Genomic DNA, 24,975 nt, shown 5'->3' with positions numbered 1-24,975 from the left:
CGAACCGGACGGATCCTGGGCACGCCACGGCGTGAGGTTCCGTCCGGTATGTACGCCGACCCGCCCACGAGGTCACCGGGATATCCGCACGTGGTAGGTCACGTACGGGCAACTGGCAGGTCTTCGGACTCGCGGGCGCATCTGCCGGGGCAGATTCCTACTGGCCGTCGCTTCCCGGACTCCATTCGGAATCCAGTGCGTATGACGGAGGTCGTTCCCACTCACCGCTGCGGGGCAGTCCCGGATTCCCACCGGGTTCCCTCTTGCGACGCGCCTGCCTGGCGGACAGGGCGAACCAGTTGCACGGGCAAGGCTAGAGGGCGAGCCGCCCCTCGGCCGCCATTGTTCACACTCCGGAACGTGACGTGAGCCACCGGGATCCGTTCGGCGAGCCGTCGCCCTGGGCGCAGCAGGCGGATCCGGGCCCGGCCCCGGGCGGCTGACGGCACGCTCGTCCGGCCGGCATCCGGCCGACCGGATCGGCGCTACCCGGTGCGTCGCTCGTGGCGTGAACGTGCGAGTCGATAGGCGGCGTGGAGCAGCTCGCGGGTCGCCGTGCCGGTCCGGGGGCCCGGGTTCACCACCGCGAGCCAGCCGGCGGAGCCGTAGACGGGATGTGCGATCACGGTATCGGTGACGCCGGGGTCGTCGTCGACGCCTGGTTCGCGCGGCGCGTGGCCGGTCCGGGCGACGAAGGCTTCCTTCCCCGCCGCGATATTGACGCGGAAGGTGTCCGGGCGGTCCAGGCGCGAACTCGCGTCGCCCGGATAGTTCTTCGTCACGATCGTCGCGAACGGCTGGGTCGCTCCCGGCGCGACACCGCCAGGAGAGTAGTAGAAGAACGTGTCTCCCCAGCTGATCTCCGGTGAGCCGTCGTCGGGGCCCGGACTGATGGCCAGGACCCCGTCGAGGTTTCCCAGAAAGCCGATGATCTCGTCGATGTTCATGTCTTCAAGCGTTTCATTAATGTGCTCGTGGAGACTTTGAGGCGAACGACGGTCGGAAGGCAGGAGCACTGCTGGTGGGAACTCTCAAATCGCCGGTCATGCGCACCGTCGATGTCGCGCGTCGTGCCGGATGCTCGGTTCAGCAGGTGCGCAATCTCGAGCGCGACGGTGTCCTGCCGCCCGCGACGCGCACCACCGCGGGTTACCGGATCTACGAAGAGGTCCACCTGCACTCCGCGCTGGCCTACCGGGCCCTCGCCGTCGGCACAGGCCCGGTCGAGGCCAAGCGAATCGTTCGCGCCCTGCACCGGTGCCCGATCTCGGAGGTACTCGCACTCCTCGACGCGGCACACGCGCGACTCGACCGGGAACGGGCGCAACTCAGGCTCGCCAGGGAGGCCGCGGAAGCGATCTCTGCCGAGCCCGTCGAAGACGTGCGCCCTTCGGACTCCATGAATGTCTCCGAACTGGCCGCCGCGCTCGGAGTGCGCCCTTCGGCATTGCGGCACTGGGACGCCGAGGGGCTCGTCGTCCCGGACCGGGTGCCCCCGCGAGGAACCCGACGGTACTCGCCGGCCCAGGCCCGGGACGCCCGGATCGTCCACCAGCTCCGCAGTGCCGGGTACCGCATCGGGCCGCTCCGGAACCTGATGCCCGGGCTGAGGCGCGGAGACCGGTCGCAAGACGTCCGAGCCGGGCTGGCGGCCCGGGACGCGAGCATCACGCTTCGCTCCCGCGCCCTTCTCGACGCTGCCGCCGCACTCGGCGCCGTCCTCGGTGCCGCACACCGGACATCCGGTCCCGGCCTCTGAACCAGGGGGCGGGACCGGCAGGCACTGACAGGCGCACCGCGGGGCCGGCCGTTCGTTCTTCCCGCGTCAGGTTCTGGTCAGGCAGAAGGGATGCCCGGCCGGGTCGGTGAGGACCCGCCACCTGTCCCCGCCCGGCTGGTGCTCCGGCTTGGTCGCGCCCAACTCCAGCAGCAGGGACTCCGCCTCGTCCAGGTCCTCGACCGTGAAGTCGAGGTGGCTCTGTTGCGGCACTGCCTGGCCGGGCCAGCGCGGAGCGCGGTAGCCGTCGACCCGCTGGAAGCCGATGACGAGTCCGTCCGCACGGGTGACGCCGGCGAAGTCGGCATCGGATTTCGGGTGGAGCTCGAACCCGGTGGCCTCCCGGTAGAAGGCGGCCATCACCTCGGGATCGGCGCAGTCGAGTGTGATCGCCGTCAGCTTCATCTGCGGGGGCATGGCAACTCCGTGACAGCCGGGAGGGCGTGGACTCGAACTCGTCGGGTGTCACACGGTATTGATCAGGCCCACGCCGCGCGAACCGATTTCTGCCGCCCGCAGGGCGCCCGGCCGGGTCCCGCATTGCGGTCCCCGGCCAGGCACCCTCAGGCCACGGGTGCCGGTGGGTGATCACCTCGATCGCGCGTCCGGGGGGATCCATCGGATCGCCCGTCTCCGCGTGGCCCGTCGGAAGACGTACACAGCGCCCCGCTCACCAGGTCTTCCCGGCCTGTTCCCGTGTCGTGCGGTTGATCCGGTTGAAGAAGTTGGTCATCGCGATGCTCAGGACGATCGCCGACAACTGCTTCTCGTCGAAGTGGGCGGCGGCGGCATCCCAGATCTCGTCGGTCACGCCCGGTGCGCCGTCCTGGATCCGGGTGGCGGCCTCGGCCAGCGCGAGCGCCGCCCGCTCCTCCTCCGTGAAGAAGGGCGTCTCCCGCCATGTGACCACGTTGTGCAGCCGCTCCTCCGTCTCACCCTGCTTCTTCGCCGAGTCGACACCGGCGAACACGCACGGGCTGCAGCCGTTGACCTGGCTGGTCCGCAGATGGACCAGCTCGAGCACGAGCGGGTCGACGCCACCGGTGTGAACCGCCTTGCTGAGGTGCTGGATCGCTGTGATCACATCGGGATTCGCCGGGCTCTTGATGCGTGCTTCCATCTGTCCTGCTCCTTCGTCGGTTACCCGAGCCCGTCCGGGCCCGTCATCACCTACGACGGAGCAGCTCCGAGGAAGGTAACCACATGCCCGAGATCAGCCCCACCGACCCGCTGGCCGAGGCGTTCGAGGCCCAGCGCGACCGGCTCCGCGCGGTCGCCCACCGGATGCTCGGATCGCACGCCGACGCCGAGGACGTGGTCCAGGACGCCTGGCTCCGGCTCTCCCGCCAGGACACGGCAGGCATCCACAACCTCGCCGGCTGGCTGACCACGGTCGTCGGCAGGCTCAGCCTCGACGTCCTGCGCTCGCGACGGGCCCGCCCCGAGGCGTCCTACGACGACCGGCTGCCCGAGCTGGTCGTCGCGGTCGACGACGGCCCGGCGCCGGAGGACGACGTGGAGCTCGCCGACTCGGTGGGGACCGCGCTCCTCGTCGTCCTCGATTCACTCCGGCCGAGCGAGCGGCTCGCGTTCGTCCTGCACGACCTGTTCGCGGTGCCGTTCGACGAGATCGGCCAGATCCTCGGCAAGTCCACGGATGCCGCCAAGATGCTCGCCAGCCGCGCCCGCAGGAAGGTACAGATGACGGAGAGGCCGAAGGCCGTCGGCCGGGAGCAGCGAGAGGTGGTCCAGGCCTTCCTGGCGGCTGCTCGCGGCGGCGACTTCGAGGGGCTGCTGCGCGTGCTCGACCCCGAGGTGAGGCTGACCGTCGACACTCCTGACGGTGCGGTCGTCGTTCTCGGCGCCACCCAGGTAGCCGCCGGGGCGCGGCTGTCCGCAGCAGCAGCGGGCCGGGGTCGCGAGGTGCTCGTCAGCGGGCTTCCCGGGGTGGTGTCCTGGCGCGAGGACGGCACACGCCTCTCGGTCATGGCGTTCACCGTCGTCGACGGCCGGATCACCGCGATCGCGGTCGTGACCGATCCGGCCAGGCTTGCGTCGATGGACCTGCCGGATCAGGAGTGAGTTCCCTGCCGGTTGCGTGCACCGGAGTGGTTGAAGGGCGGCAGGCGACGGCAGCTCCCATCGGGCTGGAAAGCGCCCGCCGCTTTCCAGGCGCTCCGCGGCTGATTTCCGCCGCGAGGGAATGTCACGCGGGAGGCGAACGGAGCGCAGGGGAGCCGTCATCGTAGAAGGCCTTCACCTCCTCCGAGTCAATCGGACAGGCGCAGCCCCTGTTGCAGCTGAGTCCGTTGAGGATGTGTCCCACCCACCTGACCAGGCGACATTACACAGCGTCAGAATTCAGAGCCATTGCTGCTGAATGCACGTCCGGGCGCTGACACGGCGGTGCCGGAACAGGTAACGTCGGTCGCCAGCGAGTGGACGTGGCCGGTCTCGAACGGTGGGGAGATGGTGATGCGAGCGGGTTCATCGTCACGCTCGGAATGTCGATGTCCCTGACTCAAATGTGCGGTCCATCGGCGGAATGATCCGGTTCCGCTGTCGGCCGTCCTCCTCGCATCGGGCCCTTTGTCCCTTCCTGGTTGAAAGATCACCGACGTCGTGACGAGTTGCGTCTCGGTGAGACAGGTATGCCCTCTCGGGCTCCGACCCCCCTGTTTCTACTTCTGATTCGCATCGATTCCGATCGGCTGCGCTCGTGATCAGGTGTGCCCGGGATCACGAATGTGCACGCAGTCGTTACTGGTTTCTCCGTTGAAAAGTGCGTGCGCTACCAAGTACGAGCAAATCGAGGAGCCTGACATGGCGAACATCGTAGATGCGGTACTCGAGCACGAAGCGGATGATCGCCCCGCCATCATCGGGGAGACGCGTACGACCTCGTACCGGGATCTGGTCGACCTGGCGCGGCGCCTCACGGGAGGGCTGCGGCAGCGATTCCGAAACGATGAGGACGTCTGTCTGGTCGTTTCCCACCCGGGCCTCGAGGAGTCGCTGGCGCTCACGTTGGCGGGTTGGTCACTGGGGCACCGGGTTGCGGTTCTTCCTCCCTATCTCACGTCACGGGAGCTGGAGTACGCCCTGGATCAGTGCAGTCCGGTGGTGACCGTGTCGGATCAGACACCGGATTCGGCGGGCTCGGTCGCGTTCCGTACCCTGCTCGATGCCCCGGCGAGCGACCTGGGCTCTTCGGCCTCGGACGCCTGGCTGGAGACGTTCACGAGCGGGACGACCGGGCATTCCAAGTGCGTCGACCGCAGGGTCAGCCGCCTCAGCGACGATATCGAGCAACTGGCGTCGGCCATGGGGCTGAACGCCGACGACAAAGTCACGGCCATGACCACCGCGCTGTCCACCACGTCGGTGCTTCCGGCGCTCCTGGCCGGGTCGACCGTGGTCACCATTCCCTTGCAGACCGCCCGCCAGTTCTGGAAAGCGATCAGCGACACGTCGATCACAGTGATCTCCGGAACTCCGTACGCGTACGAGTTCGCCGGCCGGAAGAAGCCCGAACCGGGGCAGCTGAAGAACGTCCGGACGGCGCTGACCACGTCTGCCCGTCTCCGCCCGGACACAGCGCGCCGCTTCATGGAGGACACGGGGGTGAGTATCCGGAACATCATGTGCAGCAGCGAGTCCGGACACATCGCCTACAACAGCTCCACGGACGTAGAACTGCTTGCCACGTCCGTGGGCAGGACACTTCCTGGAGTGACCGTCGAAGTACGTGACGACGCCGGAAAGGTGCTGCCCGTGGGGCAGTCGGGCCGAATCTGCATCAAGAGTCCCTACACCGCAACGGGATACAGGAACGATCCGGATTCCACCGCGGCAGTATTCCAGGGGGACTGGGTGGTCAGTACGGATGTCGGATATCTGGACGCGCAGGGATTCCTCTATCTGACCGGCCGCGACGACCACAAAATCCATTTCGGGGCCGCGAAACTTGATCCGCAGGAGCTCGAGGACATCCTGCTGAGCCATCCCGCGGTCGATGACGCGCTCGTCGTGGGTGAGGCGCACGTCCGGCTCGGACAGATCCCGGTCGCGCAGGTGGTCACCTCCCGGGAAACGGAGGCTACGGAGCTGCTGGCCTATTGCCGTGAGCAGATCAGCGCCACCAAAGTCCCGCAGCGCATCGAGTTCGTCGACAAGATCACAAAGGACTTCAAGGGGCAGCCGGTCCGGCCCAAGTACGTCCGGTTCGACTGACCGAAGCACTCGCGCGAGCGCCCAGGGCCGACGCGCCGGCGAGCGGAAGAAATTCCACCTCAGGTGGACCGTGTGTGTACGAGATTGGAGTGCTCGACCATGTCGACAACACCCGTGGAGCAGCTCGCCGTTCGCGAGCGGGTCCTGGCCGTACTCGAGCGGATCCTCGGATATCGGCTCGATCCAGCAACTGAGCACCTCACCGATCTTGACTCTCTCCAAGTGCTGGAGCTGCTCGTCTCGTTGGAGGAGGAGTTCGACATCGATTCCGACCGGATCATCGAGTCCCAGCCGGACTGGTGGGCTTCCCTCGGCACACTCGTCGCCTCCATCAGCGCACTCAAGGCAGAGACCCAACCCGAGGAATCGAAGCAGGGATAGGCAGCCTCATGGCCGTCAAGACAGAGACGCTCCTGGACCTGGTGCGTTCCAGCGGTGGCACCGTCGTGGTCGACGGCCGCGCGTGGCGATCCGCCGACATCATCGCCGGGGCGAGCAGGTCGGCCGGCGGTTTCCGGTCCCGCAACGTGCAGCAGGGCGACGGAGTGCTGCTGGTGGACGACAGCGCCGGCATCGACCTCCTGGCAGCACTGCTGGGAGCCTGGTGGGTCGGTGCCCGGGCAGTCGTCGTGCCCGGAACGGATGACACCGCCCGAACGGAGTCGATCAGGGAACAGACAGGTGCGGGGCTGATCGTTCGGAGAGAGGGGCCACCGGCGCGCGATGCGGTCACCTTCGCCGACCTCCTGGCCGGTGACCCCGCGAAGGACGGGAGCGAGGTCTGCGTGCCGGAGGACTTCGCGCTGGACGTGGCGTCCTCCGGCACCACAGGCCGGCCGAAGTGCGTGAGCTACACGCACGCCGCGCTGGGCTCCAATGTCCGCGCGTACGCGGCCCGGTTGGGGCTCACCGGGCGCGATGTCCTCTACTCCCCGCTTCCGTTGTCCCTTGCCGGGGTGCTCGGAATGGTCCTCCTGCCGGGCCTGGTGGCCGGGGCGACGACCCACATCGGCCGCCTCGAGGGTGCCGGGCTCGCACGTGCACAGACACAGTTGCGCGCGGCGAAACCCACGCTGCTCTACGGGGTGCCTTACGTCTTCGACTTCCTGGCGCGGCAGCGGGCGGAGCGACCCGGTGACCAGCTGAGGTGGGCGATCTGCAGCTCGGCCCCCCTCCCGGAGAACACCTTCGACCGCGTGTGGGACTCCCTGGGCGTACCGCCGCGCAGCTCGTACTGTCTGGCCGAGGCAGCCACCGTCACGCTCAACACGTCCAGCGACCCCGACAACCTGCGGCGCTCGGTCGGCGAGCCCCTGGAAGGCGTCGAGATCTCGGTGGAGCCGACAGGCGCGGAGCACAGGGCGGGCCGGCTGGCCATCGGCGGCACGAGCTGCGGAGCAGGCTATCGACGCCAGGGAGTGATCGAGCCCTTCGCCGGTGGGCGAGTCCTCACGAACGACCTCGGGTTCCTGGAGGGCGGCTCCCTGACGGTCACCGGCAGGGTCGACGAAGTGATCCAGGTGGCCGGACAGAACGTGGATCTCGCCCATGTGCGGCGGGTCGTGAGCCGGTGCCCCGGCCTCGGCGACTTCGATGTCGCGATCGACCGGCACGAGAACCTCGGCCCGGTTCCCATTCTGCTCGCCGAAGCGAAAACCCTGACTGTCTCACCGCGCGAGGTGATTGCTTTCTGCCGGGGCGAATTGAGAGACATCGAGGTGCCGCGGGAGGTGCGGGTGGTGGAGAGGATTCCGCGAACGCCCACCGGAAAAGTGCGGTTGGCCGGGCCGAGTGCGCCATGAGTTCGGACCGGGGAGGAGCCGAAACGACGCAGAGGAAGAAATCAGCACCAGCGCCGCGGTCGGACGATTTTCTCGAGACGGTTCTTCAGGGAAGAAGGATGTAAGCATGACACGCCACATGCCCAGTGCCCCGGTGACATGCTCGTGGGATCCAGGACCGCGCTTCGAAGTGGGCCTCCGGAGCCCGCTGGCGAAGGACGAGTGGGTGTGGCGGACTCTTCCACCAGGGCACCCCGCCCTCGTCGGACGTCCGACCGTGCTCCGCCGCAGCGATCCCGGAGACGCCCTCGCGGTGATCGCCGAGAAGTACGGCCAGCCGAAATCGTATTGCGTACTGGGAGGAAGTGTCGCCTCGGTCAGCAACTGGGAGGGCGTCACCTTTACGGAACAGTATCGAGCGGTGACCAGCGGTGCCGGTGTATTCCCCTGCGGGGGAATGTACTACCTGTCCGTCGTCGGCCCCCACGCGTCGGACGTCCTCGATCTGCTCACGCCCCGCCGGATCGACGACCTCGCGATAGGGCAGGCGGCATTTGCGATCTTCACGACACCGGAGGGGACGGTCGACACCGAAGGTGTCGTCCTGCGAGACGGCGAGCAGTCGTTCCTGGTCTCGATCGGCGGCGAGGCGTGTCCGCCGAAGTGGCTGCACGACGCCATGGACACGTATCCCGATACCCACGCCCACGAAACGAACATGAGCTCCTTCAACATCAAGGGCCCGAACCGGACGAAGGCGATGGCAGGGCTGCTCCAGGACGAGTACGCGTCCGGCCTGGACACTCTTCGAGCCTTCCACGGGATGCCGGTCCGTACTCGCCGGGGCGGGAACGCCTGGGTCGTCCGCACGGTGATCGGCATCGAGATGTGGGCGACGGCCGAGGTGATCCGCGAGGCCTGGCGGGAGATGGTGGCGCAACCCGACAGCTACACACCCTGCGGGTGGGACCTGCTCGCCAGCTACCGCCTCGAGTGCCAGGAGTTCGCCTTCTACCTGTGCCCGCTCGACATCCATCGCGACACCTATCTGCTGGACGCCGGACTGGGGCATGTGGTCTCCCGGGGGAAGAAGGGTCCGTTCGTCGGGCGGGAAGCGCTCGAGCACCCGGACCGGTGGGGCGGACGCATGTGGGTCGGTGGACTCGCCGCGAGCAGCCCGGACGCGCCCGAGCGGCAGATAGGCGAGGTCGTCCTCGACGCGGGATCCGACCAGCCCTGCGGGTACGTGACGTCGGCCGGCTTCTCGCCGAGGGAAGGGCGGCAGCTCTGCTTCGTACACCTGGCAGCCGGCATCAGCCCCAAGGAAACCGTTCGCTTCGCCGACGGGACCACCTGGCGCGTCTCGGCCCTGCCGATGGCATCCGCGGTGCCGACGGGACCGATGCCATGACGACACGCGCGCACGGCCGGTACCGCTCTACGACACTACGAGGAAGTGATGACGACGTGGCGGTGAATTTCGTCCTGATGCTCACGGAGAAGGATGTCACCATTCCGGACGCGCTCGAGGTGTACGAGAAACTCGCAGTGGACTCCCTCCGGAACATCGCATTCAAGGACGTCGGTGCGGACCGGCAGATGGTGCAGGACCTCACCGACGCCGCGCACGCCGACGGCCGGTCGGTCCTCCTCGAACTCGCGGACATGAGCGACCGCGGCCAGGAACAGGGTCTCCAACTCGGCGTGGACCTGGGAGTGGACCAGGTGGTTGCGCGCTGGCGGGCGGACTTCGCCGATGCCCTGGCGACGGAGGGAGCGCCGGAGTACTGGCCCTTCCTCGGATCGCTCTCCGGCAGCCCCCTGGTTCTGGACAGTACGCCCGACGAACTCGCCGCACAGGCAGATGAGTTGAGCAGAGCTGGCGGAGTAGGAGGTTTCGTCCTGATGCCGTACCGCCAGTCCGCGTACGACGCCGTCGCCCTCCTGGAGCGCGCATCGGCCGCGGCCACCGTTCCGGTCCTGGTTGCCGGAGGAGTCCGGGACGCCGAACAGATCGACGACATAGCCGGCGCGGGCGGCTGGGGTTTCACCATGGGCGGCGCGGCGCTTGCCGAACGGCACGGCGACCCTGAGTCGGTCAGCCGACGGGTCGCCGACATCATGCGGCTCTGCGAAGAGGTACCGGCTCGCCGGTCCGGTTCGCCCCGAACAGAGGAGAAGGTGAAGTGAGACTCACTTGCTCAAGCTGTACCGGTGAATCCGGCGGCAGGACCGAGGACGGCCCCAACGAGTGGCTGTGCCTGCACTGCGGGGGTGGGCTCACGCCGTACCTCGACGACTTCAGGAGCTGGGCCGACGCCATCACCGACGTTCCCGGAGTCGGCCGGTACGCCTCGCTGCTCCCGGTGGCCGAGCCGGAGGACCTGCGCAGCAGCGAGACCGCGTTGAGCCCGGTGGAGAGTCCGCGGATGGCGGAACTCCTGGGGGTCGCCTCCTTCCGGTTCCTGCCGCAGTCGAGAAACGAAACGGGCACTTTCAAGGACAACGAGGGGGTTCTGCTCGCCGCGAAGTGCAAGGAATGGGAACTTCCCTCCGTCTGCCTGCACAGCTCCGGCAACACCGTCCGCGCCTACCAGTACTACATGGAACGAGCGGGCATCGTGTGTACGGGCTTCGTCCCGCAGGCATCTGCCTACAAGTGCCCGACGACGGCCATGGGCAAGTCCTCCGTGGTTCCGGTGCCGGGCAACATGGCCGACGCGGCCGCCGCGGCGATCGCCCACAGCAAGGAGGACGGCGCTCTGCGGCTGACGCCGAGCCAGTGGAAGATCGAGGGGAAAGCCCCCTTGGGGCTGGCCCTGGCGGAGCGTTGTGCGGACGCCACCCGTATCGCTGTCACCATCGCGAGCGGCTACGGCCCGCTGGGAATCGAGCGCGGGATCCTGCGGGCCCGGTCGGCCGGGCTCACCTCGGTCGGCGACCACTCCTTCATGCTGTTCCAGGCGGAGGATGCGGGGCTCATGGCCTCGGCCCTCCGGGACGGCATCGAGGAGATCGACCTCGAGGACATGGTGCCGCCGGAGATCGCCTTCGAGCCGACGCTGCAGTCGACGAACCCCAACCGGACCCTGCCCCTGGTCCGTCAGCTGGTGGCGAAGACCGGATCCCGGGTGGCCGCGGTGAGTTCCGGGACGGTGGAGGCGGAGGCGCACCTGCTCTCCGAAGCCTGCGAGGAGCTGGACATCCCGCTGGACTACGCGACGGAGAAGTCCGCGTACATCTGCTGGGCCGGCCTGCGGCAGGCAGCGCTCAGCGGGGACCTGGCCGCAAGTGACAGGGTCGTCATGATCGTGAGCGGGTCGGCTCCGCATGACCGGCTGCCCTGAGATCTCCACGACGACGTACGGGGCGCCGGACGGGAACCTCGTACGTCGTCGAGAGCCGGGCCCGGATCCTCAGGACCGGGACGAGACCGTACCGAATCGATCCGCGAACTGTGCCAGGTACGCGTCGGACGGGGACTTCCCGGAGCAACGGATCGGCGGAGCGGTGATGCCGAGTCGTTCCAGTGCATCGAGGTTCGCCAGGACCGCAGGCGTGGGAACCCCCTGGCCGAGCGTGGGCGGCAGGCTCGGGTCGACCTTCATGAGAAGCGGAGACAGGAAGCAACTGGTCATGGTGTCACCGTCGTCGAGCCCGGCCGGCCAGCCGAGGCTGTCGTGAAGAAGCCGCGGCGCGTACGACAGCACAGGAAAGCGCTCCGGCAACTGCAGCAGACCGCCGTTGGCGAGTATCAGGTCCATCGTCTCGTCGGCCCGGGCGATGGCTCGACCCACATCGAAGCAGTGGGGCACCGAATCGTCGACGACTATGCAGCCGGGCCGGAGCCTGTCCACCTGCAGGACATTGGGAGTGCTGGTGCACCCGACGACGACGCCGGAGTCGTACAGCGGGCTCCGGTCCAGCTGCGCGGGGTTCACGAACGACCAGTCGAGATTCGGGTGTTCGGACTGCAATTGTTCGCCGAGCGCCCGGACCTCCGGCTCCTTGGAGGCCAGGTCGGCCAGGATCAGCCGGCCGGGCCTCCCGAACGTTGCGAGCGCCGTGGTGACCGTCGTCCGGCCGATCGACCCCAGTCCGAGAACGGCGACCGTCTCGGAGGCCCACTCCCGACGGGTGGAGGTGAGCACCGCCTCGATGGTCTTGAGGACCGAGGAGGCGGTCGTGGCATGACCGGTCGTCAGAAGTCCGGGAGGCGCGTCGAGGAGATGTCCGTAATCCAAGGCGGAGGCGAGCAGTCCAGCCAGGGAGACGTGTTCCACCCCCATCGTTCGCGCCAGCTCCAGCCCCATCTGCGCGTACCGGACGGCTTCCTTCTTGTCGCGAACCATGTCCAAGTAGGTCAACGGGAGAGTGATGACGGTCGCGTTGCCGAGAGATGTGGCCATGAGGGCGGAAACGAAAGGCGAGTTGTCGAAGTACTGACGCATCGCTACGGGCGTCATCCCGACCCGGCGAGCGACATTGACACCGAAATAGCTGAGAGTGGCAGAAGAGGCTTGCAATCCCTCCTTTTTGACAGATGGCGCAGTGAGGGTCTGTATGTACTTCCGGTGAGACGCGTCCACGACCTCGTTCACTTCGATCCCCTCTCGAAAAGGCGAGCCTCGGCGAATAGGCAACCGTCGAATCGTAGCTAAGTATTGCAATAAGCGCTATGAATCTCAGAGAGTAACTAACCATGAAATCAGTTGATATAGCAGTCATCGGGTTGGGCGTGTACGGGAGCGCAGCCGCGCGCGCGTTCGCCGCGAACGGCTGGCGGGTGCTGGCAGTGGAGCAGGCTCCGGCCGACGAGGTGCCGGGGGCTTCGCACGGGCCTGTCCGTATGGTCCGCACCGATGATCCGGACGGCCGGGGGACCGCCTCATTGGCGATCGAGTCCGCCGCGCAATGGCAGGCGCTGTCCCATGCCGGTCCGGAGCCCTTGTTCCGAGGCGTTCCCGGGATCTTCGCCGGGCCGAAGGACGGCTCCACCGCCCGCACGGACCAGCATCTGCGTATCACTGAGGACGACCCCCTGCTCGCCGGCACGGTCGTGCCCCCCGGCTGGGCGGTCACCAGGAACAACGGGTGCGGCCTGCTGGAAGCCCGTGCGGCGGTACTGGCTCTGCGCAAGCAGGCCCGGGAGCTCGGCGCCGAGTTGGTGTTCGGGCGCGCGGCCGAGCCGACGAAGGTGCCCCCGAAGGGGGATGCTCCGATGCCGATATGGGTGGGCGGAGAAACCGTCATGGCCGGTCAACTGTTGTTCTGTACAGGAGCCTGGACCGTGCAGCTGCCCGAGTGGGCTCGCATACCCGGTCTCCGGGCAGAGCCCGCCCCCATGCAGACCGCCGGCTTCGCCGGTCACTCGGAGATCCTTGGCAAGGAGGCGTTCTACGTCTTCGGCGATGGCGACGACCGGTTCTGCGTGATGCCGCTCCCTTCGGGGAAGGGGCTGCAGTTCGGCCACTTCTCGGTGCCGCCGGACGCCGTGCATCAGCCCGAGGCGATCCGCCGCCGCGACATGGCCGCGCTGCGCCGCTACGTCCCGGGGCTGGGGGAGACACAGGAACACACCACGATCCGGGCTTCGTACACCATGCCGCCGGACGGATCGTTCGTGCTGCGCAGGGTGTCGGCGAGAGCTGCCACCCTGGTGGCCTGTTCCGGGGTCGGCTTCAAATTTGCGCCGGCGATCACCGACCGTGTCGTGGCCCTCTTCAACGGGAGCGGGAACGCGGTGGCAGGGCTGCGTGTCGAATGCTGGTAGCCGGGGGCGGTGCCACGCTTTGCTGATTCGCACCCCACTGAGGTTCGACACGGCTGCCGTGTGGGCGGACCCGTTGTCCGGCACCGTCAGATTCGGCGGGCTGAACAGAACCCGGACCCTCCTCGCCGGACTCGACCCGTCGAGTTATCTCGTCGCGGGGGAGACCAGTGCGATCGTCGCAAGCGTGGGTGCGTCGGCAGCGCTGGACCTCTCGGTCGAGCCGGGCGCGTCCGCCGCGATCGGCACACTGGCCAAGCCCGGCTGGTGCCTGGCCGTCGAAGCCATACTTCCCGAGCCGCTGGAGGAGGTACCCCACTGGCTGGAGGTCGGTGTGTGCGTGAACTCCACCAACTGGTGCTGCAGCATCCCGCTGGGGCACCTCCCGTGGTTCCAGGCCGGCCTCGCCCGGCAGCGCCATCAGATCACCTACATCACCCGGATCCAGGTGGGGGACTATGACGGAATCTAGTGCGGTTTCCACGGAGATCCGCTGGCCTGGCGTCGTTGTCGTAGGGGGCGGGGCCACCGGGCTGCTGACGGCACTGGAGCTCGACGGCCAAGGCTTTGCCGCACTCGTCGTCGAAGAGGGGAGTCTGTGCTCCCGCCAGACCGGACAGTCGCACGGCTGGCTCCACCGCGGGGGTGTCTTCCCGGACGCCCGTGCCGAGGACTTCGAGCAGCTCGACGAGGGCGCGCGGCGATGGACCGAACTCGTCGAGCGCACCGGGAACTCCGGCGCATTCACCGGCTGCCGCATAGGTGGCGTGACGCAGAGTACGTTCGCCGCGGTGACTGCGGCCTGGGGACATCTCCAGTTGCCCTACGAGCACACGGCTACCACGACGGGCGCCTGCGACTGGATGATCAGGGCGCCGGAATCGGCCATCGTCCCGGTCCAGGCACTCCGGGCCGCCCTTGGTGACTCGGGCGTCGCTCTGCGGCGTGCCGAAGCGGTAAAGCTCCTGCCCGGACGCAGCGGAAGCACCGTCGAATCGCTGCTGGTAAGAGCGGGACAGCGATCGTTCCGGCTCACCGCCGATGCTTTCGTGCTCGCGAACGGCGCCGGCATCACGGCCCTCCTCCCGGAGGGACAGCTCTCCTCTGCCGTGGTCCGCAGACTCTCGTTCATGCTGGTGACGCGTACGGATGCGGCAATGAACCTCGGCGTCGCCATACCTGAGCAGGAAGCGCTCGGGCTGTTCGCCGTACCCCGGGTGTCCGACGGGCATCGCTACGTCCTGTTGTCCAACTTCATCAGCTACGCCCCCACCGCGGAGCTGAGACACAGCCGGGACAACTGGCTGGCCGGCATCCGGCCGACCGTCCAACGGTTCCTGCCGGACCTGTGGCAGGCGAAGGACGCGCTGTGGGGCGTCTACTCCGCCGTGAAGGCCGAACCGACCCGGCAGGTCGCGCTCGGCGTCTCCGACATGGCTCTGCTGCCGTCCCCGTACGGCAACGTCGTGGCGGGTGTCCCGGGAAAGCTCACGCTCGCGCCGTTGCTGGCCGAGCGGCTGGCGGATGCCGTCGCCCCGCACACCCGGCACCGGGAAGCAGCAGCCGACGGCCTTCTCGAGCATCTCCCGGCAGCGCGGTGGGGACCGGAGGAATGGGAAGTCACCCCGCTGGTCCGGCGATCGACCCTCTACCGCGAGAGTGGGAGACATCAGCCATGAGAATCGCTGTCGTTGCCGACGAGTCGATACCCGTCGAGGGCTGGTCCAAGGATCCTCACGTGCTGGCGGAAGGGCTCCGCGCGCGGGGACATCAAGTGACCCTGTTACGTGTCGCGGGGGCCGAGTCGGCGCCGCACCCTCCGGTCCGGGACCGGCCCGAGCCGGACGGGTACCTTTCGTCATTCCCGGCCGAGGCGCAACGTGGCGTTTCCCTGTTCACGGTCGGACCGGAAGTCGTCATTTCACTCGGAATGTCCTCCCCGGCCACAGGCGTCGTCCTCGCCGAATCTCTGGGAATCCCGCTCGTCGTCTGCCTGCCGCCGGAGCTGTTCACCGTCGACGCGGCGCGGAACGGATACGGCCGGCTCCTCTGCCGGTACCTGCCCTGCGCGCTGCTGTTCGTGGAGTCCGACCGCCACGCGGCCGCGGCCGAGCGGCTCGGAGCCGACCCTCACAAGACCTGCGTCGTGCGGCCCGGTGTGGCCCTGGACGCATTCGAAGTGCCGCCGGGAAGCAGGAGGGACCCCGGCCCCGGAGTTCCGTCCGACGAACGCCTTCGCCTCATGTTCGATGCCTCCCGGACCCCGCGTGACGACCAACAGTTCCTGGAGGAGGTCCTCATCAGGCTGAAGACGGAGCGCGGAAAGGACTTCCACACGATTGTGCTCTCGGGCAGGGACGACAACGGTGACCGTTCGCCGGACCTGAAAGGTCTCTGGCGGAGCAGGCCCGACCTCACCGTTACGGATCTTCCTTCCCCACGGGACGTTCCGAAGGTCTACGGGGGAAGCGACGTCGTGCTGGTCCCCTGCGCCACCATCGACGAGACGGCGCCGGTCCTGCGGGCCATGGCCGCGGGACGAGCAGTCGTCGCCGCCGACAGCCTGGCCATCCAGGACGTGGTCGGCACGGCCCGCAACGGCATGCTCGCCCGGGCGGGGAACCGCGACGAGTGGGTCGACAAGCTGGACTACCTGCTCGACGGGGCAGCCCTGCGCCTGCACATCGGCCGTGGGGCGCGTGCCCGGGTGGAGACGCACTTCTCCCTGCCGCAGACCATCTCCCGGATGGAGACACGTCTCGAGGCGGTCAGGGCCTCCTGGCGCTATGACGCGAACCGATCCACCGGACTGTGAGGAGACCATCGTGAGTGCGAAGCAGAACGGAACGGTCTGGGTCGACGGAGCCCTGCGTGCATGGCAGTCGGTGTCCGTCCCCCTCATGTCGGACGCCGTGCTGCGTGCCGTTGCCGTCTTCGAAGGTATGCGGGCGGACATGACCGAGGACGGCCGGGTCCGGTTGCTGAGCGGCAGGGCACACGTGGAACGCCTGCTGCACAGCGCGCGTGTCCTGCGGATCCCCCTGCGGTACGGGGTCGGCGAGATCCTGGAAGGGGCGGCGACGGTCGCCCGCGCGGAGCTCGAAAGCACCGGCAAGCGCGTCGCCTATGTCCGGCCCATGGCGCTCGGCGCCGCCCTGACGGAGGACTCGGGTCCGTGCAGTCTGAGTATTGCCGCCTTCGCGCAGGAGAACCGGGCGCCCGGGACGGTACGGATGCAGATCTCCTCGCTGCGGCGGCCGGCACCGGACTCACTGCCGCCCCAGGTCAAAGCCGTCGCCAACTACCAGCTCACGCGGCTGGCGCGGATCACCGCACAGGCCGCGGGCTACGACGACGCCGTCTTCCTCAACCACGAAGGCCGCCTGGCCGAGGCGGCCGGCGCCGCTGTGCTCGTCGAACGACAGGGCCGAGTGTTCACGCCGCCCGACTGGGAAGGAGCTCTGAGCTCGATCACGGTCGATGTCATCGAGCGCATCGCGGCTGAGGTGAACGTGCCGTTCACCCGTGAGCCCGTCCCCCTCAGCACGCTCTGCTCCGCCGACGGGATCGCGCTCGCCGGAACACTGGCCGATCTGGTGGATGCGACGTGCCTGGACGATCTCGCGCTACCCGCAGGTCCGGGCATCGCGACACTGCGGCGCCACTACAGGGAAGCGATGTCCGGCGGGGAGTTCGCCCCCCTGCTGGACTTCACGAGTTTCCCGGCCGTCGGCACCCGCGGAGACGGCTGAGGGCTGCTCCGCCAGGGATTGCGGGACAGCCCTCAGGGCCGCCCGCTCTCGATGACGTCGACCGCGCCCGAGCTTCCGGGCAGTGCCCGCAGCAGCACCTGCGCCGACCGGGCAGCTGTCCGGACTCCCGGGTCATCGACTATCCGGGAGAACAGTCCGGAGAGCGTCCGCGGTCGCAGGTCCATGACGGAGGCGTGCACACCACACCCCAGGCCTTCGATGCGATCGGCGTTGTACTGGCGCTCGTAGTTCTGGCCGGGGCAGGCAATGGCCGGGATACCGTGGAAGAGGGAGGCCAGCGCCGTCCCCTGCCCGCCGTGGAACAGCAGCCCGGCGGATTCGGGGAGCAGTTCGTCCAGCGGAAGGTAGTCGAAGAGGCGCAGATGACCGCCGACTTCCACCATCCGGCCGTTGGCGTTGGTGACACACCAGACGTGTACGCCGGCGAGTTCGGCGCTGCGCGCGAGAGAACGCACCATGGTGTCCGAGTTCCACCCCACGGTGCTCAGGTAGGCGAGTACCAGACGCTCGGGCCGGGGTGGCAGGTCGCCGAGCCCTCGGCGGTTCGTACCGTCGAGGTACCCGATGTACCGGATGCCCGGCACGTCGCTCAGCTCGGGCTCGAACTGGGTGAAGCTCGTGGCTATTTTCCGGTCGGCCGACCAGAACAGGAGATCAGGCAGGGATTCGACCGCGTCGCCCAGGTAGGGACGGGCCGACTCTCTTGCGAGTTCGTCGAGAGCCTGGTCCTCCGGCCGCTTCTGCAGGCGCGGATCGGTTCCGATCGAGGCAAGCCCCACGGTGGGGACACCACAGCGTCGGGCCGAAATGGCCGCGGTGGGACGCATGTCAGCGATGACGACGTCAGGTTGTACGTCCTGGATCACCTCGTGTTCGATCTCGAGGAGATGGCGCCAGTAGTCGGGCCGGTCGAGGCCGAGAGTGGTGAAGACGTCGTAGATGTCGCGGATGGCACCGCGGGCGTCCGCGTCGGGCCCGGTGGCGCCCTCGAAGTCGCGGACCTCGAATCCGTTCTCGACGAGCAGCCGTGAACTCGGGGCGCATGCGTGGAACAGGACCTCGTGGCCGCGCTGCCGGGCCGCTCGCGCGATCGCGAGCAGGTAGACGGTGGATCCCCAGGTTCCGGACGTCGAGGCATAGGGCATAAAGAGGAGCTTCATGTCAGCGGTTTCCTCCCGCCTCGTTCCGAGCGGCGAACCACCGCTCGGAGAGGTCACGCGTCCGCTGCCGGACGCGATCGATTCCCGTCGGACTGTTGTAGGCAGCGAAGGGCGGCCACTGGAAGACGAAGACGGCGAGCTCTTCGGCCAGCAGGGCGAGCTCCAGCGTCCGGCGATCGTGTGGACAGCCACTGAGGTACGCATCGAGCAGCTCCGGCGGGGCGGTCACCCCGGCAGGCACGGCGCGGACGTTGAGGAAGGCCAGGTCGGACACGGGGCGGCCGGAGCCTGATACCTGCCAGTCGAGAAGGACCAGTGACTCGCCGGAGTGCGTGATGTTGTCGGTGTGGCAGTCGCCGTGGATGAACACCTGGGGGAGCGCCTCCATGTGCCGCTCCAGCTCGGCGCGCCGGGAGACGATCTCGGCAAGCAGCGGAAGGGCCGGGGCCCAGAAGGCCTCGATCGTCTCCAGATCGGGCTCGGCCATGGCGTGCAGCAGCGCATCGGGCCGGCCCGGGCCCGTATCCGCCGGGAGAGGCATGCCGTGCAGGGCGGCCAGTTCGAGGCCGAGAGCCGCCCACGTGCCCGGCGTCCATGCGGTCACGGGCAAGGGTTTACCCGTGGCCGCGAGGAGGATGGCCAGACCGTCTTCGGTGTCCGCGGAGAGGAGAAGCTCCGGCGAGCGGACAGGGGCGCCCGGCGCGAGACGCTGGTAGAAGAGCAACTCCCGCCGCGCTGCCGCCAAGGCGTCCGGCCCCTGTGCGGCGGGGGTGAGCTTGAGAAAGGCGGACCGCCCGTCGGCCGTACGCACCGCGTGGATGCCCGCGCCCGACCGGGACTCGAGGTGCTCCTCGGACTCCTCGGCGATCACCCCGAACTTCCGCAGCACCGTCGCGACAAAACTATTCGGCATGTGAACGTCCGTTTCTCCTGACAGAAACCGCATGAGTGCGCATCCAGAGGCTGCTTCGAGCAGGATCACACCGGGGAATTGCCGCTGCCTCCGGATTTCAGCAGTGCACCGTATTTGATGGACGGCCATACCCGAACGAACGTGTCGTACGCCCGTTTGATTGCGGCCTCACGTCGGGTGTCGCCCCCCATGACGTCGCGGAGCGTGCTCTCGTACTGCAGCGGTGTCAGGTAGCCCACGGACACCCGCCACCTCAGGTACCAGTCGGTTCCGGGGTGCTTCTCCGAGGCCCGGACATAGTTGAGGTACCAGCTCTGGGTGTTCGTCTTCCGGGGCCGGGGGTGAGCCTGGTGCAGGACGGGCACCGAGGGCAGAGCGACGAATGAAGCGCCTGCTTTCCACAGGCGGTAGGCCAGCTCCGCGTCCTCCTCGCCCCATCCGAGGAACTGCTCGTCGAAGGATCCCACCGACCGGCACAGTTCGATCGGCACCGAGCAGTGACAGCTCGTCAGGCTGATCCAGGGCGCCACACTGCCGCCCCGGGCGATGGCGTCCAGATGCTCATCGTTGGCCGGCGTGGTGGGCCAGTTCCCGGAGGCGGCTTCGATGGTGTCGATCCTGTGGCGGATGTCCCAGATGTCCCAGAGGGACACGTTCCGGTAGGTGGGTGTCGAGGTGAGTCTGGGGTCGAGTCCGGCACTGGCGTTCTTGATGGCCTCGGTGAGGGTGTCGTCGACGGGGAGAAGGGAGAACACTTCGCGCCTGGCTCCGAGTACGACGGTGTTGTCGGTGGATTTCCGGTGCTGGATGAGGTGTTGGTGGAGCAGGGTGCGTGGGCAGATGCAGTCGTCGTCGATGAACAGGACGATTTCTCCGGTCGCTTCGGCGATGCCGGAGTTGCGGGCGAGGGCCCGGTTGGGCTGGGTGACGGTGACGGAGCGCACGCGGGGGTCGAGCCGGCGGTACCTGTCGATGACGTCGGGGGTCTCGTCGGTCGATCCGTTGTCGACGACGATGATCTCGTAGGTGCCGTCCGGTAGTTCCTGCAGTGTCAGGGATTCCAGCGTCCGTTCGAGGTGCCTTGCCTTGTCACGTGTGGGGATGACAACGCTGATGTCCATCTATGTAATCGCCCCGCAAGTCGGAATGGAATAGTCAACCGCTCTCACCGCCGCGTCGGTGTCGCCGATTCACCGGCGGTCCCGAGGGTCCCGCCGTATTTCATGGACGGCCAGAAGCGCACGAACGTGTCGTACTGGCGCTTGATATGGGCCTTGCGGCGGACATCACCTGCTATGACCTCGCGCAGGATGTCCTCGTATTCGATGTGCGAGATGTAGCGGAGGGACACTCGCCATCGCAGGTACCAATCGGTGCTGGGATGTTTTTCGGTGGCACGGACATAGTTGACGAACCAGCTCTGGTTGTCATCGGAATCAGGCCGGGAATGCACCTGGTGGTAGACCGGGGTTCCGGGCAGGGCGACGAACGAGGCGCCTGTCAGCCACAGGCGGTATCCGAGTTCGGTGTCCTCCTCGCCCCATCCGAGGAACTGGTCGTCGAAGGATCCCACCGACCGGCACAGTTCGATCGGAACGGAGACGTGGCACGTCAGGAAGCTGAGCCAGGGCGCCACGCTGCCGCCCTCTGCTATGAGGTCCAGATGCTCGGCGCGCGCCGCTTTGTCGTGCATGCCGGAGGCGGCTTCGATGGTGTCGATCCTGTGGCGGATGTCCCAGATGTCCCAGAGGGACACGTTCCGGTAGGTGGGTGTCGAGGTGAGTCTGGGGTCGAGTCCGGCACTGGCGTTCTTGATGGCCTCGGTGAGGGTGTCGTCGACGGGGAGGAGGGAGAACACTTCGCGCCTGGCTCCGAGTACGACGGTGTTGTCGGTGGATTTCCTGTGCTGGATGAGGTGTTGGTGGAGCAGGGTGCGTGGGCAGATGCAGTCGTCGTCGATGAACAGGACGATTTCTCCGGTCGCTTCGGCGATGCCGGAGTTGCGGGCGAGGGCCCGGTTGGGCTGGGTGACGGTGACGGAGCGCACGCGGGGGTCGAGTCGGCGGTACCTGTCGATGACGTCGGGGGTCTCGTCGGTCGATCCGTTGTCGACGACGATGATCTCGTAGGTGCCGTCCGGTAGTTCCTGCAGTGTCAGGGATTCCAGCGTCCGTTCGAGGTGCCTTGCCTTGTCGCGTGTGGGGATGACAACGCTGATGTCCATCTATGTAATCGCCCCGCAAGTCGGAATCAAATAGACAACCAGTGCGCTGGAGCTGTCGGCCCCGGTCACTGGAATGACGGACAGCGATATGATCGGCGCCGGTATTCTCTACCGTGATGAGCGCGCCGTCCGATGCCGCACAATCCGAATATTTCTCACCGAATCCATTGACATCGGCGAAATTGTAAACACCGTTTCGACGGGCGGTCAATACCGGAGAGAGTGCCGCCGGCCTCTTGCGTGCATTCAGAAGGAATGGCTCTGAATTCTGACTCTGAGTCATGTTCGGTCGAGGTTGCCCAGGCGGGGGTATCACTGCTGGTGGGCGCAGCGGTGGCTGCGGACGGGAGGGTCCGTCAGGTTCCGGGCGGTGACGGAGTGTGCGTCAGGGCGTCAGGCCGGCCGGGGCTCGGCAGCCGCGACCTTCAGCAGCGCCTGCAACGACTCCGAGAGCACCTTTCGCGTCAGCATGACCGGCGGGGACGCAAGGCCTCCCACGTCCAGCGAGCGGAACTCGACCTCGGGGTAGTCCGAGCGGTTCACGCAGTCATCCGGCACGGCGGTCCACGAATCACGTTTTGTGGAGATGCTCTGGAGCGCCTCGGAGATGGAGCGGGAGAGCAAGGAGGCGGCCGGCTGCAGTCCCGCACGATGGCAGGCGTCGGTCACCAACTCCTGCAGCACCGTGTGGAACTGCGTCGGGGCCTGGCGCATCGGAAGTCTGCCGAGCATGTCCGGGAGCAGCTGGCTGCGGCCTGCCAGCGGATGGGGTTTCGGTATGCCCACGGTGACAGGGCCCCATTGGAGCCGGTGCAATGCCAGGCCCGGGGCCGCCGTGGGGGCGTCCAGCAGGGCGGCGTGGACGGTTCCGTCACGGACCAGGTCGGACCGGACGCTCTCCGGTACCTCGAAGATGTCCACCTGGATTTCCGGACGGCTGTCCCTCAGGTTGGCCAGGGCGACCCGGAGGCTCCCCTGACTGCCCGTCGGTACGGCGACGCGAAGGGCGGTGTCGGCCAGAGGGGAACGGCCTGCGGCGACGAGCTCGATCATCTGCACGGACCGGAGTGCCCTCTGTGCCCACGGCAGGAGATCCTCACCCGCCTCCGTGAGGTGCACCCATCGCGTCGAGCGCTCGAACAGCGCGACCTTCAGCGTTCTTTCGAGTTTGCGAATCTGCTGGCTGACGGCCGGCTGCACCACATGCAGGCGTTTGGCGGCGCGGCCGAAATGAAGTTCCTCTGCGACCGTCACGAAGTAGGTGAGCTGGCGTAATTCCACAGTTTGATCCCCTGTCGCTGTATCAGGACGAGGCAAATCAGCACAGAGAGCGCTCTCTGCGTATCAGACCCCACGCGACGCATAACTGTCAAGCATCGTTTGGATGCGCTGTGTCCCCAATTGAATATTTTGCTCCGTATTTTACGCTTTGGAATTTATGCGAGGTAATGGGGATGACGAAACCTGCCGAGTTGCCCCGGTGACGGGTCAGCCCGATTAGGAAGTGAAAATTATGAATGCGTGCGGCCGGTGGGTTATTTGTACAGTGGGTTGTTCGTGATCGGGTGGACTCGTATGATCGGACCGTGATTGAGACTACACAGTGCATTGAAGCCGGCGAGCTCTCGATGACGTACCAGGTTCCGGTTCGCGATGCGGGTCTCGGGGCGGCCTTTCGAAGTCTCTGGCGGAGGCAGACGAAAGATATCGAAGCCATCGGCTCGATCGACCTTCGGGTGGAAATGGGTGAATCGGTCGGACTGATAGGTCCGAACGGGGCGGGTAAGACCACACTCATGAAAATACTCGCCGGAATTCTCAAACCCACGCACGGGAAAGCCCGGGTCCTCGGCCGGGATCCCTTCGACCGCAAACCGGAACACCTGCGTCGCATCGCGTTGGTGAGGGGCAGCCAGCCCCTGGGCGGTGCACCCGAGCTGACGGTCATGGACTCGCTGAGCTATCAGGCACTGGTCTATGACGTTCCCGAGAAGCAGTTGAAGGAGAACCTCGACGAACTGGTGCAGCTGCTGGGCATCGGTGAACTCCTCAATCGGCAGGTGCGCGCCCTGTCGCTGGGCGAGAGGATGCGCGCGGGTCTGGCGATGGCCCTTGTGTACCGTCCGCAGGTGCTTTTTCTCGACGAGCCCACGATCGGTCTGGACGTGTCGGCCGCCGTGCAGACCCGTGCCTTTCTCCGCAGGTACGTGGCTCAGACGGGAGCCACCATGATCCTGACGAGCCACTACATGACCGATGTGGCCGAACTCTGCCCGCGGGTGGTGCTGATCAATCACGGGCGGAAGGTTTATGACGGTGGGCTCCCTGGGCTGACCGCCAGGGTGAAGCACGACAAACTTATCGAGGTGTGGCTTGCCGAGGGCGTCGAATTGCCTCCGGGAATCCGAGCGACGCGGAACAACGGGCGATACGAGCTCAGTGTCGCCCGGGAACAGGTGGCCGACACCATCGGCAGGCTGCTGGCCGAGACCACCGTTCTGGACCTGAGCATCAAGGAAGCCCCGCTGGACGTACTGATGGACGAGATCTACCGCACCGACGAGGCGACGCCTCGATGACCCGGCTGCTCAGACTTTTATGGCTGAACGTCGTACGGCAATTCCTGACCTGGTCGGGGTCGTGGTGGTTCGCTGTCGCCCTGGCTGCCGGACAGATCCTTCCGCCACTCATCGGGCTGGCGGTGTGGCGAACCGTTTTCCCGGACTCCAGCCGCGTTTCCACGTATTACCTGGCGGTCCTTTTCATCGTCGCCTCCACCGCGTCCTTCGAGAATCACACCTTCTCGCAGGGCATTTACAAGGGCACCCTGGCGGGCGAGCTGGTCAAACCCCAGCCCGCCTTTCTGCTGCCGTTGGGGGAGAACATCGCGATCCGGGCCTGGATCACTCTGATCACCCTGCCGGTCGTCGCGCTGGTCGCCTCGGTGCTGACGGTGTCCTTCGACGCGGGTGCGCTGCTGGTGGCCGCACCGCTGTGGCTGGGAGCCGGATTCCTGCGGTTCCTCTTCATGTGGTGCCTCGCGCTGACAGCCTTCTGGACCGAGCGCGTGCACGCCATCACGGCGTTCGGTACCACCCTGCTCTACATGCTCGGGGGGAACGCGATTCCGGTCGATCTTCTTCCGTCCTTCTGGAGCGCCTTGGCCCGGGGGCTTCCGTTCTATTCGATCATCGGCCTGCCTGCCGACGCTGCTGCGGGGGAGTCGGGCCAACGTCTGCTGATGGGGGCGATCGTGCAGGTGGGCTGGCTGTTGGTGATGGGCGCAGTTTCGCTGGTGCTGTGGCGGCGAGGTCTGAACCGGTACGCGGCGGTCGGCGGCTGAT

Annotated in this window: 24 protein-coding genes and 1 riboswitch; of the genes, 15 read left to right on the top strand and 9 right to left on the bottom strand. The window is 67.1% G+C overall.

Annotated features, from left to right (window positions below; all coding sequences use genetic code 11):
• Window positions 1–96: 96 nt before the first annotated feature.
• Window positions 97–315, bottom strand: a riboswitch (cobalamin riboswitch).
• A gap of 170 nt (window positions 316–485) precedes the next feature.
• Window positions 486–947 carry a DUF6194 family protein gene (locus ACFQ6X_RS24435; RefSeq protein WP_383184489.1) on the bottom strand — a complete coding sequence of 154 codons (462 nt, stop codon included), beginning with the start codon at window positions 945–947 and terminating at the stop codon, window positions 486–488.
• A 74-nt stretch (window positions 948–1,021) separates the two neighbouring features.
• On the opposite strand from ACFQ6X_RS24435, the gene ACFQ6X_RS24430 reads away from it, so the two are divergent.
• Window positions 1,022–1,759, top strand: coding sequence for a MerR family transcriptional regulator (locus tag ACFQ6X_RS24430; protein WP_383184488.1), 738 nt, complete (start codon window positions 1,022–1,024; stop codon window positions 1,757–1,759).
• Window positions 1,760–1,825: 66 nt separating this feature from the next.
• Here the strand turns inward: ACFQ6X_RS24430 and ACFQ6X_RS24425 are convergent, their stop codons facing one another.
• Together ACFQ6X_RS24425 and ACFQ6X_RS24420 are read right to left on the bottom strand one after the other, a co-directional pair.
• Entirely contained in the window at window positions 1,826–2,194 is a 369-nt protein-coding gene (locus tag ACFQ6X_RS24425; RefSeq protein WP_383184487.1) for a VOC family protein, read from the bottom strand.
• Window positions 2,195–2,447: 253 nt separating this feature from the next.
• Window positions 2,448–2,897 (bottom strand): carboxymuconolactone decarboxylase family protein, encoded by a 450-nt coding sequence (locus ACFQ6X_RS24420; RefSeq protein WP_383184486.1) that lies wholly within the window; start codon window positions 2,895–2,897, stop codon window positions 2,448–2,450.
• 83 nt (window positions 2,898–2,980) lie between these two features.
• Here ACFQ6X_RS24420 and ACFQ6X_RS24415 point away from each other — a divergent pair, with 83 nt between their 5' ends.
• The 7 genes from ACFQ6X_RS24415 (at window position 2,981) to ACFQ6X_RS24385 (ending at window position 11,138) form a co-directional block, all read left to right on the top strand.
• Window positions 2,981–3,859, top strand: a complete 879-nt coding sequence (locus tag ACFQ6X_RS24415; protein ID WP_383184485.1) for a sigma-70 family RNA polymerase sigma factor — start codon at window positions 2,981–2,983, stop codon at window positions 3,857–3,859.
• Between the two features lie 663 nt (window positions 3,860–4,522).
• A complete protein-coding gene (locus ACFQ6X_RS24410; protein ID WP_383184484.1) occupies window positions 4,523–6,010 on the top strand; it encodes a class I adenylate-forming enzyme family protein in 1,488 nt (495 codons plus the stop codon).
• Between the two features lie 99 nt (window positions 6,011–6,109).
• Window positions 6,110–6,391 (top strand): phosphopantetheine-binding protein, encoded by a 282-nt coding sequence (locus ACFQ6X_RS24405; protein ID WP_383184483.1) that lies wholly within the window; start codon window positions 6,110–6,112, stop codon window positions 6,389–6,391.
• A gap of 8 nt (window positions 6,392–6,399) precedes the next feature.
• Window positions 6,400–7,812, top strand: coding sequence for a class I adenylate-forming enzyme family protein (locus ACFQ6X_RS24400; RefSeq protein WP_383184482.1), 1,413 nt, complete (start codon window positions 6,400–6,402; stop codon window positions 7,810–7,812).
• Window positions 7,813–7,918: 106 nt separating this feature from the next.
• Window positions 7,919–9,202, top strand: a complete 1,284-nt coding sequence (locus ACFQ6X_RS24395; RefSeq protein ID WP_383184481.1) for a hypothetical protein — start codon at window positions 7,919–7,921, stop codon at window positions 9,200–9,202.
• On the top strand, window positions 9,199–9,981 hold the full coding sequence (locus ACFQ6X_RS24390; protein ID WP_383184480.1) for a hypothetical protein: 783 nt from the start codon (window positions 9,199–9,201) through the stop codon (window positions 9,979–9,981). Before ACFQ6X_RS24395 ends, ACFQ6X_RS24390 begins: the two co-directional genes overlap by 4 nt.
• Window positions 9,978–11,138: a pyridoxal-phosphate dependent enzyme gene (locus tag ACFQ6X_RS24385; protein ID WP_383184479.1), complete on the top strand. Its 1,161-nt coding sequence runs from the start codon at window positions 9,978–9,980 to the stop codon at window positions 11,136–11,138. The genes ACFQ6X_RS24390 and ACFQ6X_RS24385 overlap by 4 nt, the downstream gene beginning before the upstream one ends.
• A gap of 69 nt (window positions 11,139–11,207) precedes the next feature.
• On the opposite strand, the gene ACFQ6X_RS24380 is transcribed toward ACFQ6X_RS24385, so the two are convergent.
• On the bottom strand, window positions 11,208–12,200 hold the full coding sequence (locus ACFQ6X_RS24380) for a hypothetical protein (RefSeq protein ID WP_383184478.1): 993 nt from the start codon (window positions 12,198–12,200) through the stop codon (window positions 11,208–11,210).
• A gap of 293 nt (window positions 12,201–12,493) precedes the next feature.
• Between ACFQ6X_RS24380 and ACFQ6X_RS24375 the strand changes: the two genes are divergently transcribed.
• From ACFQ6X_RS24375 to ACFQ6X_RS24355, 5 genes are all read left to right on the top strand, one after another.
• Window positions 12,494–13,564, top strand: coding sequence for an NAD(P)/FAD-dependent oxidoreductase (locus tag ACFQ6X_RS24375; protein ID WP_383184477.1), 1,071 nt, complete (start codon window positions 12,494–12,496; stop codon window positions 13,562–13,564).
• Between the two features lie 19 nt (window positions 13,565–13,583).
• Entirely contained in the window at window positions 13,584–14,033 is a 450-nt protein-coding gene (locus tag ACFQ6X_RS24370; RefSeq protein WP_383184476.1) for a hypothetical protein, read from the top strand.
• A complete protein-coding gene (locus ACFQ6X_RS24365) occupies window positions 14,020–15,240 on the top strand; it encodes an FAD-dependent oxidoreductase (protein WP_383184475.1) in 1,221 nt (406 codons plus the stop codon). Before ACFQ6X_RS24370 ends, ACFQ6X_RS24365 begins: the two co-directional genes overlap by 14 nt.
• 251 nt (window positions 15,241–15,491) lie before the next feature.
• Window positions 15,492–16,376, top strand: a complete 885-nt coding sequence (locus ACFQ6X_RS24360) for a glycosyltransferase family 4 protein (protein WP_383184474.1) — start codon at window positions 15,492–15,494, stop codon at window positions 16,374–16,376.
• 10 nt (window positions 16,377–16,386) lie between these two features.
• Entirely contained in the window at window positions 16,387–17,313 is a 927-nt protein-coding gene (locus ACFQ6X_RS24355; protein ID WP_383184473.1) for an aminotransferase class IV, read from the top strand.
• Window positions 17,314–17,345: 32 nt separating this feature from the next.
• Here the strand turns inward: ACFQ6X_RS24355 and ACFQ6X_RS24350 are convergent, their stop codons facing one another.
• The 5 genes from ACFQ6X_RS24350 to ACFQ6X_RS24330 form a co-directional block, all read right to left on the bottom strand.
• A complete protein-coding gene (locus tag ACFQ6X_RS24350; RefSeq protein WP_383184472.1) occupies window positions 17,346–18,494 on the bottom strand; it encodes a glycosyltransferase in 1,149 nt (382 codons plus the stop codon).
• Between the two features lies 1 nt (window position 18,495).
• A complete protein-coding gene (locus ACFQ6X_RS24345) occupies window positions 18,496–19,407 on the bottom strand; it encodes a phosphotransferase family protein (RefSeq protein WP_383184471.1) in 912 nt (303 codons plus the stop codon).
• A 65-nt stretch (window positions 19,408–19,472) separates the two neighbouring features.
• Window positions 19,473–20,528, bottom strand: a complete 1,056-nt coding sequence (locus ACFQ6X_RS24340) for a glycosyltransferase family 2 protein (RefSeq protein ID WP_383184470.1) — start codon at window positions 20,526–20,528, stop codon at window positions 19,473–19,475.
• Window positions 20,529–20,572: 44 nt separating this feature from the next.
• On the bottom strand, window positions 20,573–21,631 hold the full coding sequence (locus ACFQ6X_RS24335) for a glycosyltransferase family 2 protein (protein WP_383184469.1): 1,059 nt from the start codon (window positions 21,629–21,631) through the stop codon (window positions 20,573–20,575).
• Between the two features lie 393 nt (window positions 21,632–22,024).
• Window positions 22,025–22,912, bottom strand: a complete 888-nt coding sequence (locus ACFQ6X_RS24330) for a LysR family transcriptional regulator (RefSeq protein ID WP_383184468.1) — start codon at window positions 22,910–22,912, stop codon at window positions 22,025–22,027.
• Window positions 22,913–23,217: 305 nt separating this feature from the next.
• Between ACFQ6X_RS24330 and ACFQ6X_RS24325 the strand changes: the two genes are divergently transcribed.
• Window positions 23,218–24,210 carry an ATP-binding cassette domain-containing protein gene (locus tag ACFQ6X_RS24325; RefSeq protein WP_383184467.1) on the top strand — a complete coding sequence of 331 codons (993 nt, stop codon included), beginning with the start codon at window positions 23,218–23,220 and terminating at the stop codon, window positions 24,208–24,210.
• Window positions 24,207–24,974, top strand: coding sequence for an ABC-2 family transporter protein (locus tag ACFQ6X_RS24320; protein ID WP_383184466.1), 768 nt, complete (start codon window positions 24,207–24,209; stop codon window positions 24,972–24,974). Before ACFQ6X_RS24325 ends, ACFQ6X_RS24320 begins: the two co-directional genes overlap by 4 nt.
• Window position 24,975: the final 1 nt, after the last annotated feature.

Source organism: Streptomyces sp. NPDC056452 (assembly GCF_042796085.1).
Lineage (GTDB): Bacteria > Actinomycetota > Actinomycetes > Streptomycetales > Streptomycetaceae > Streptomyces.
The sequence above is the reverse complement of the archived record's forward strand: the minus strand, read 5'-3'. Positions and strand labels throughout refer to the sequence as shown.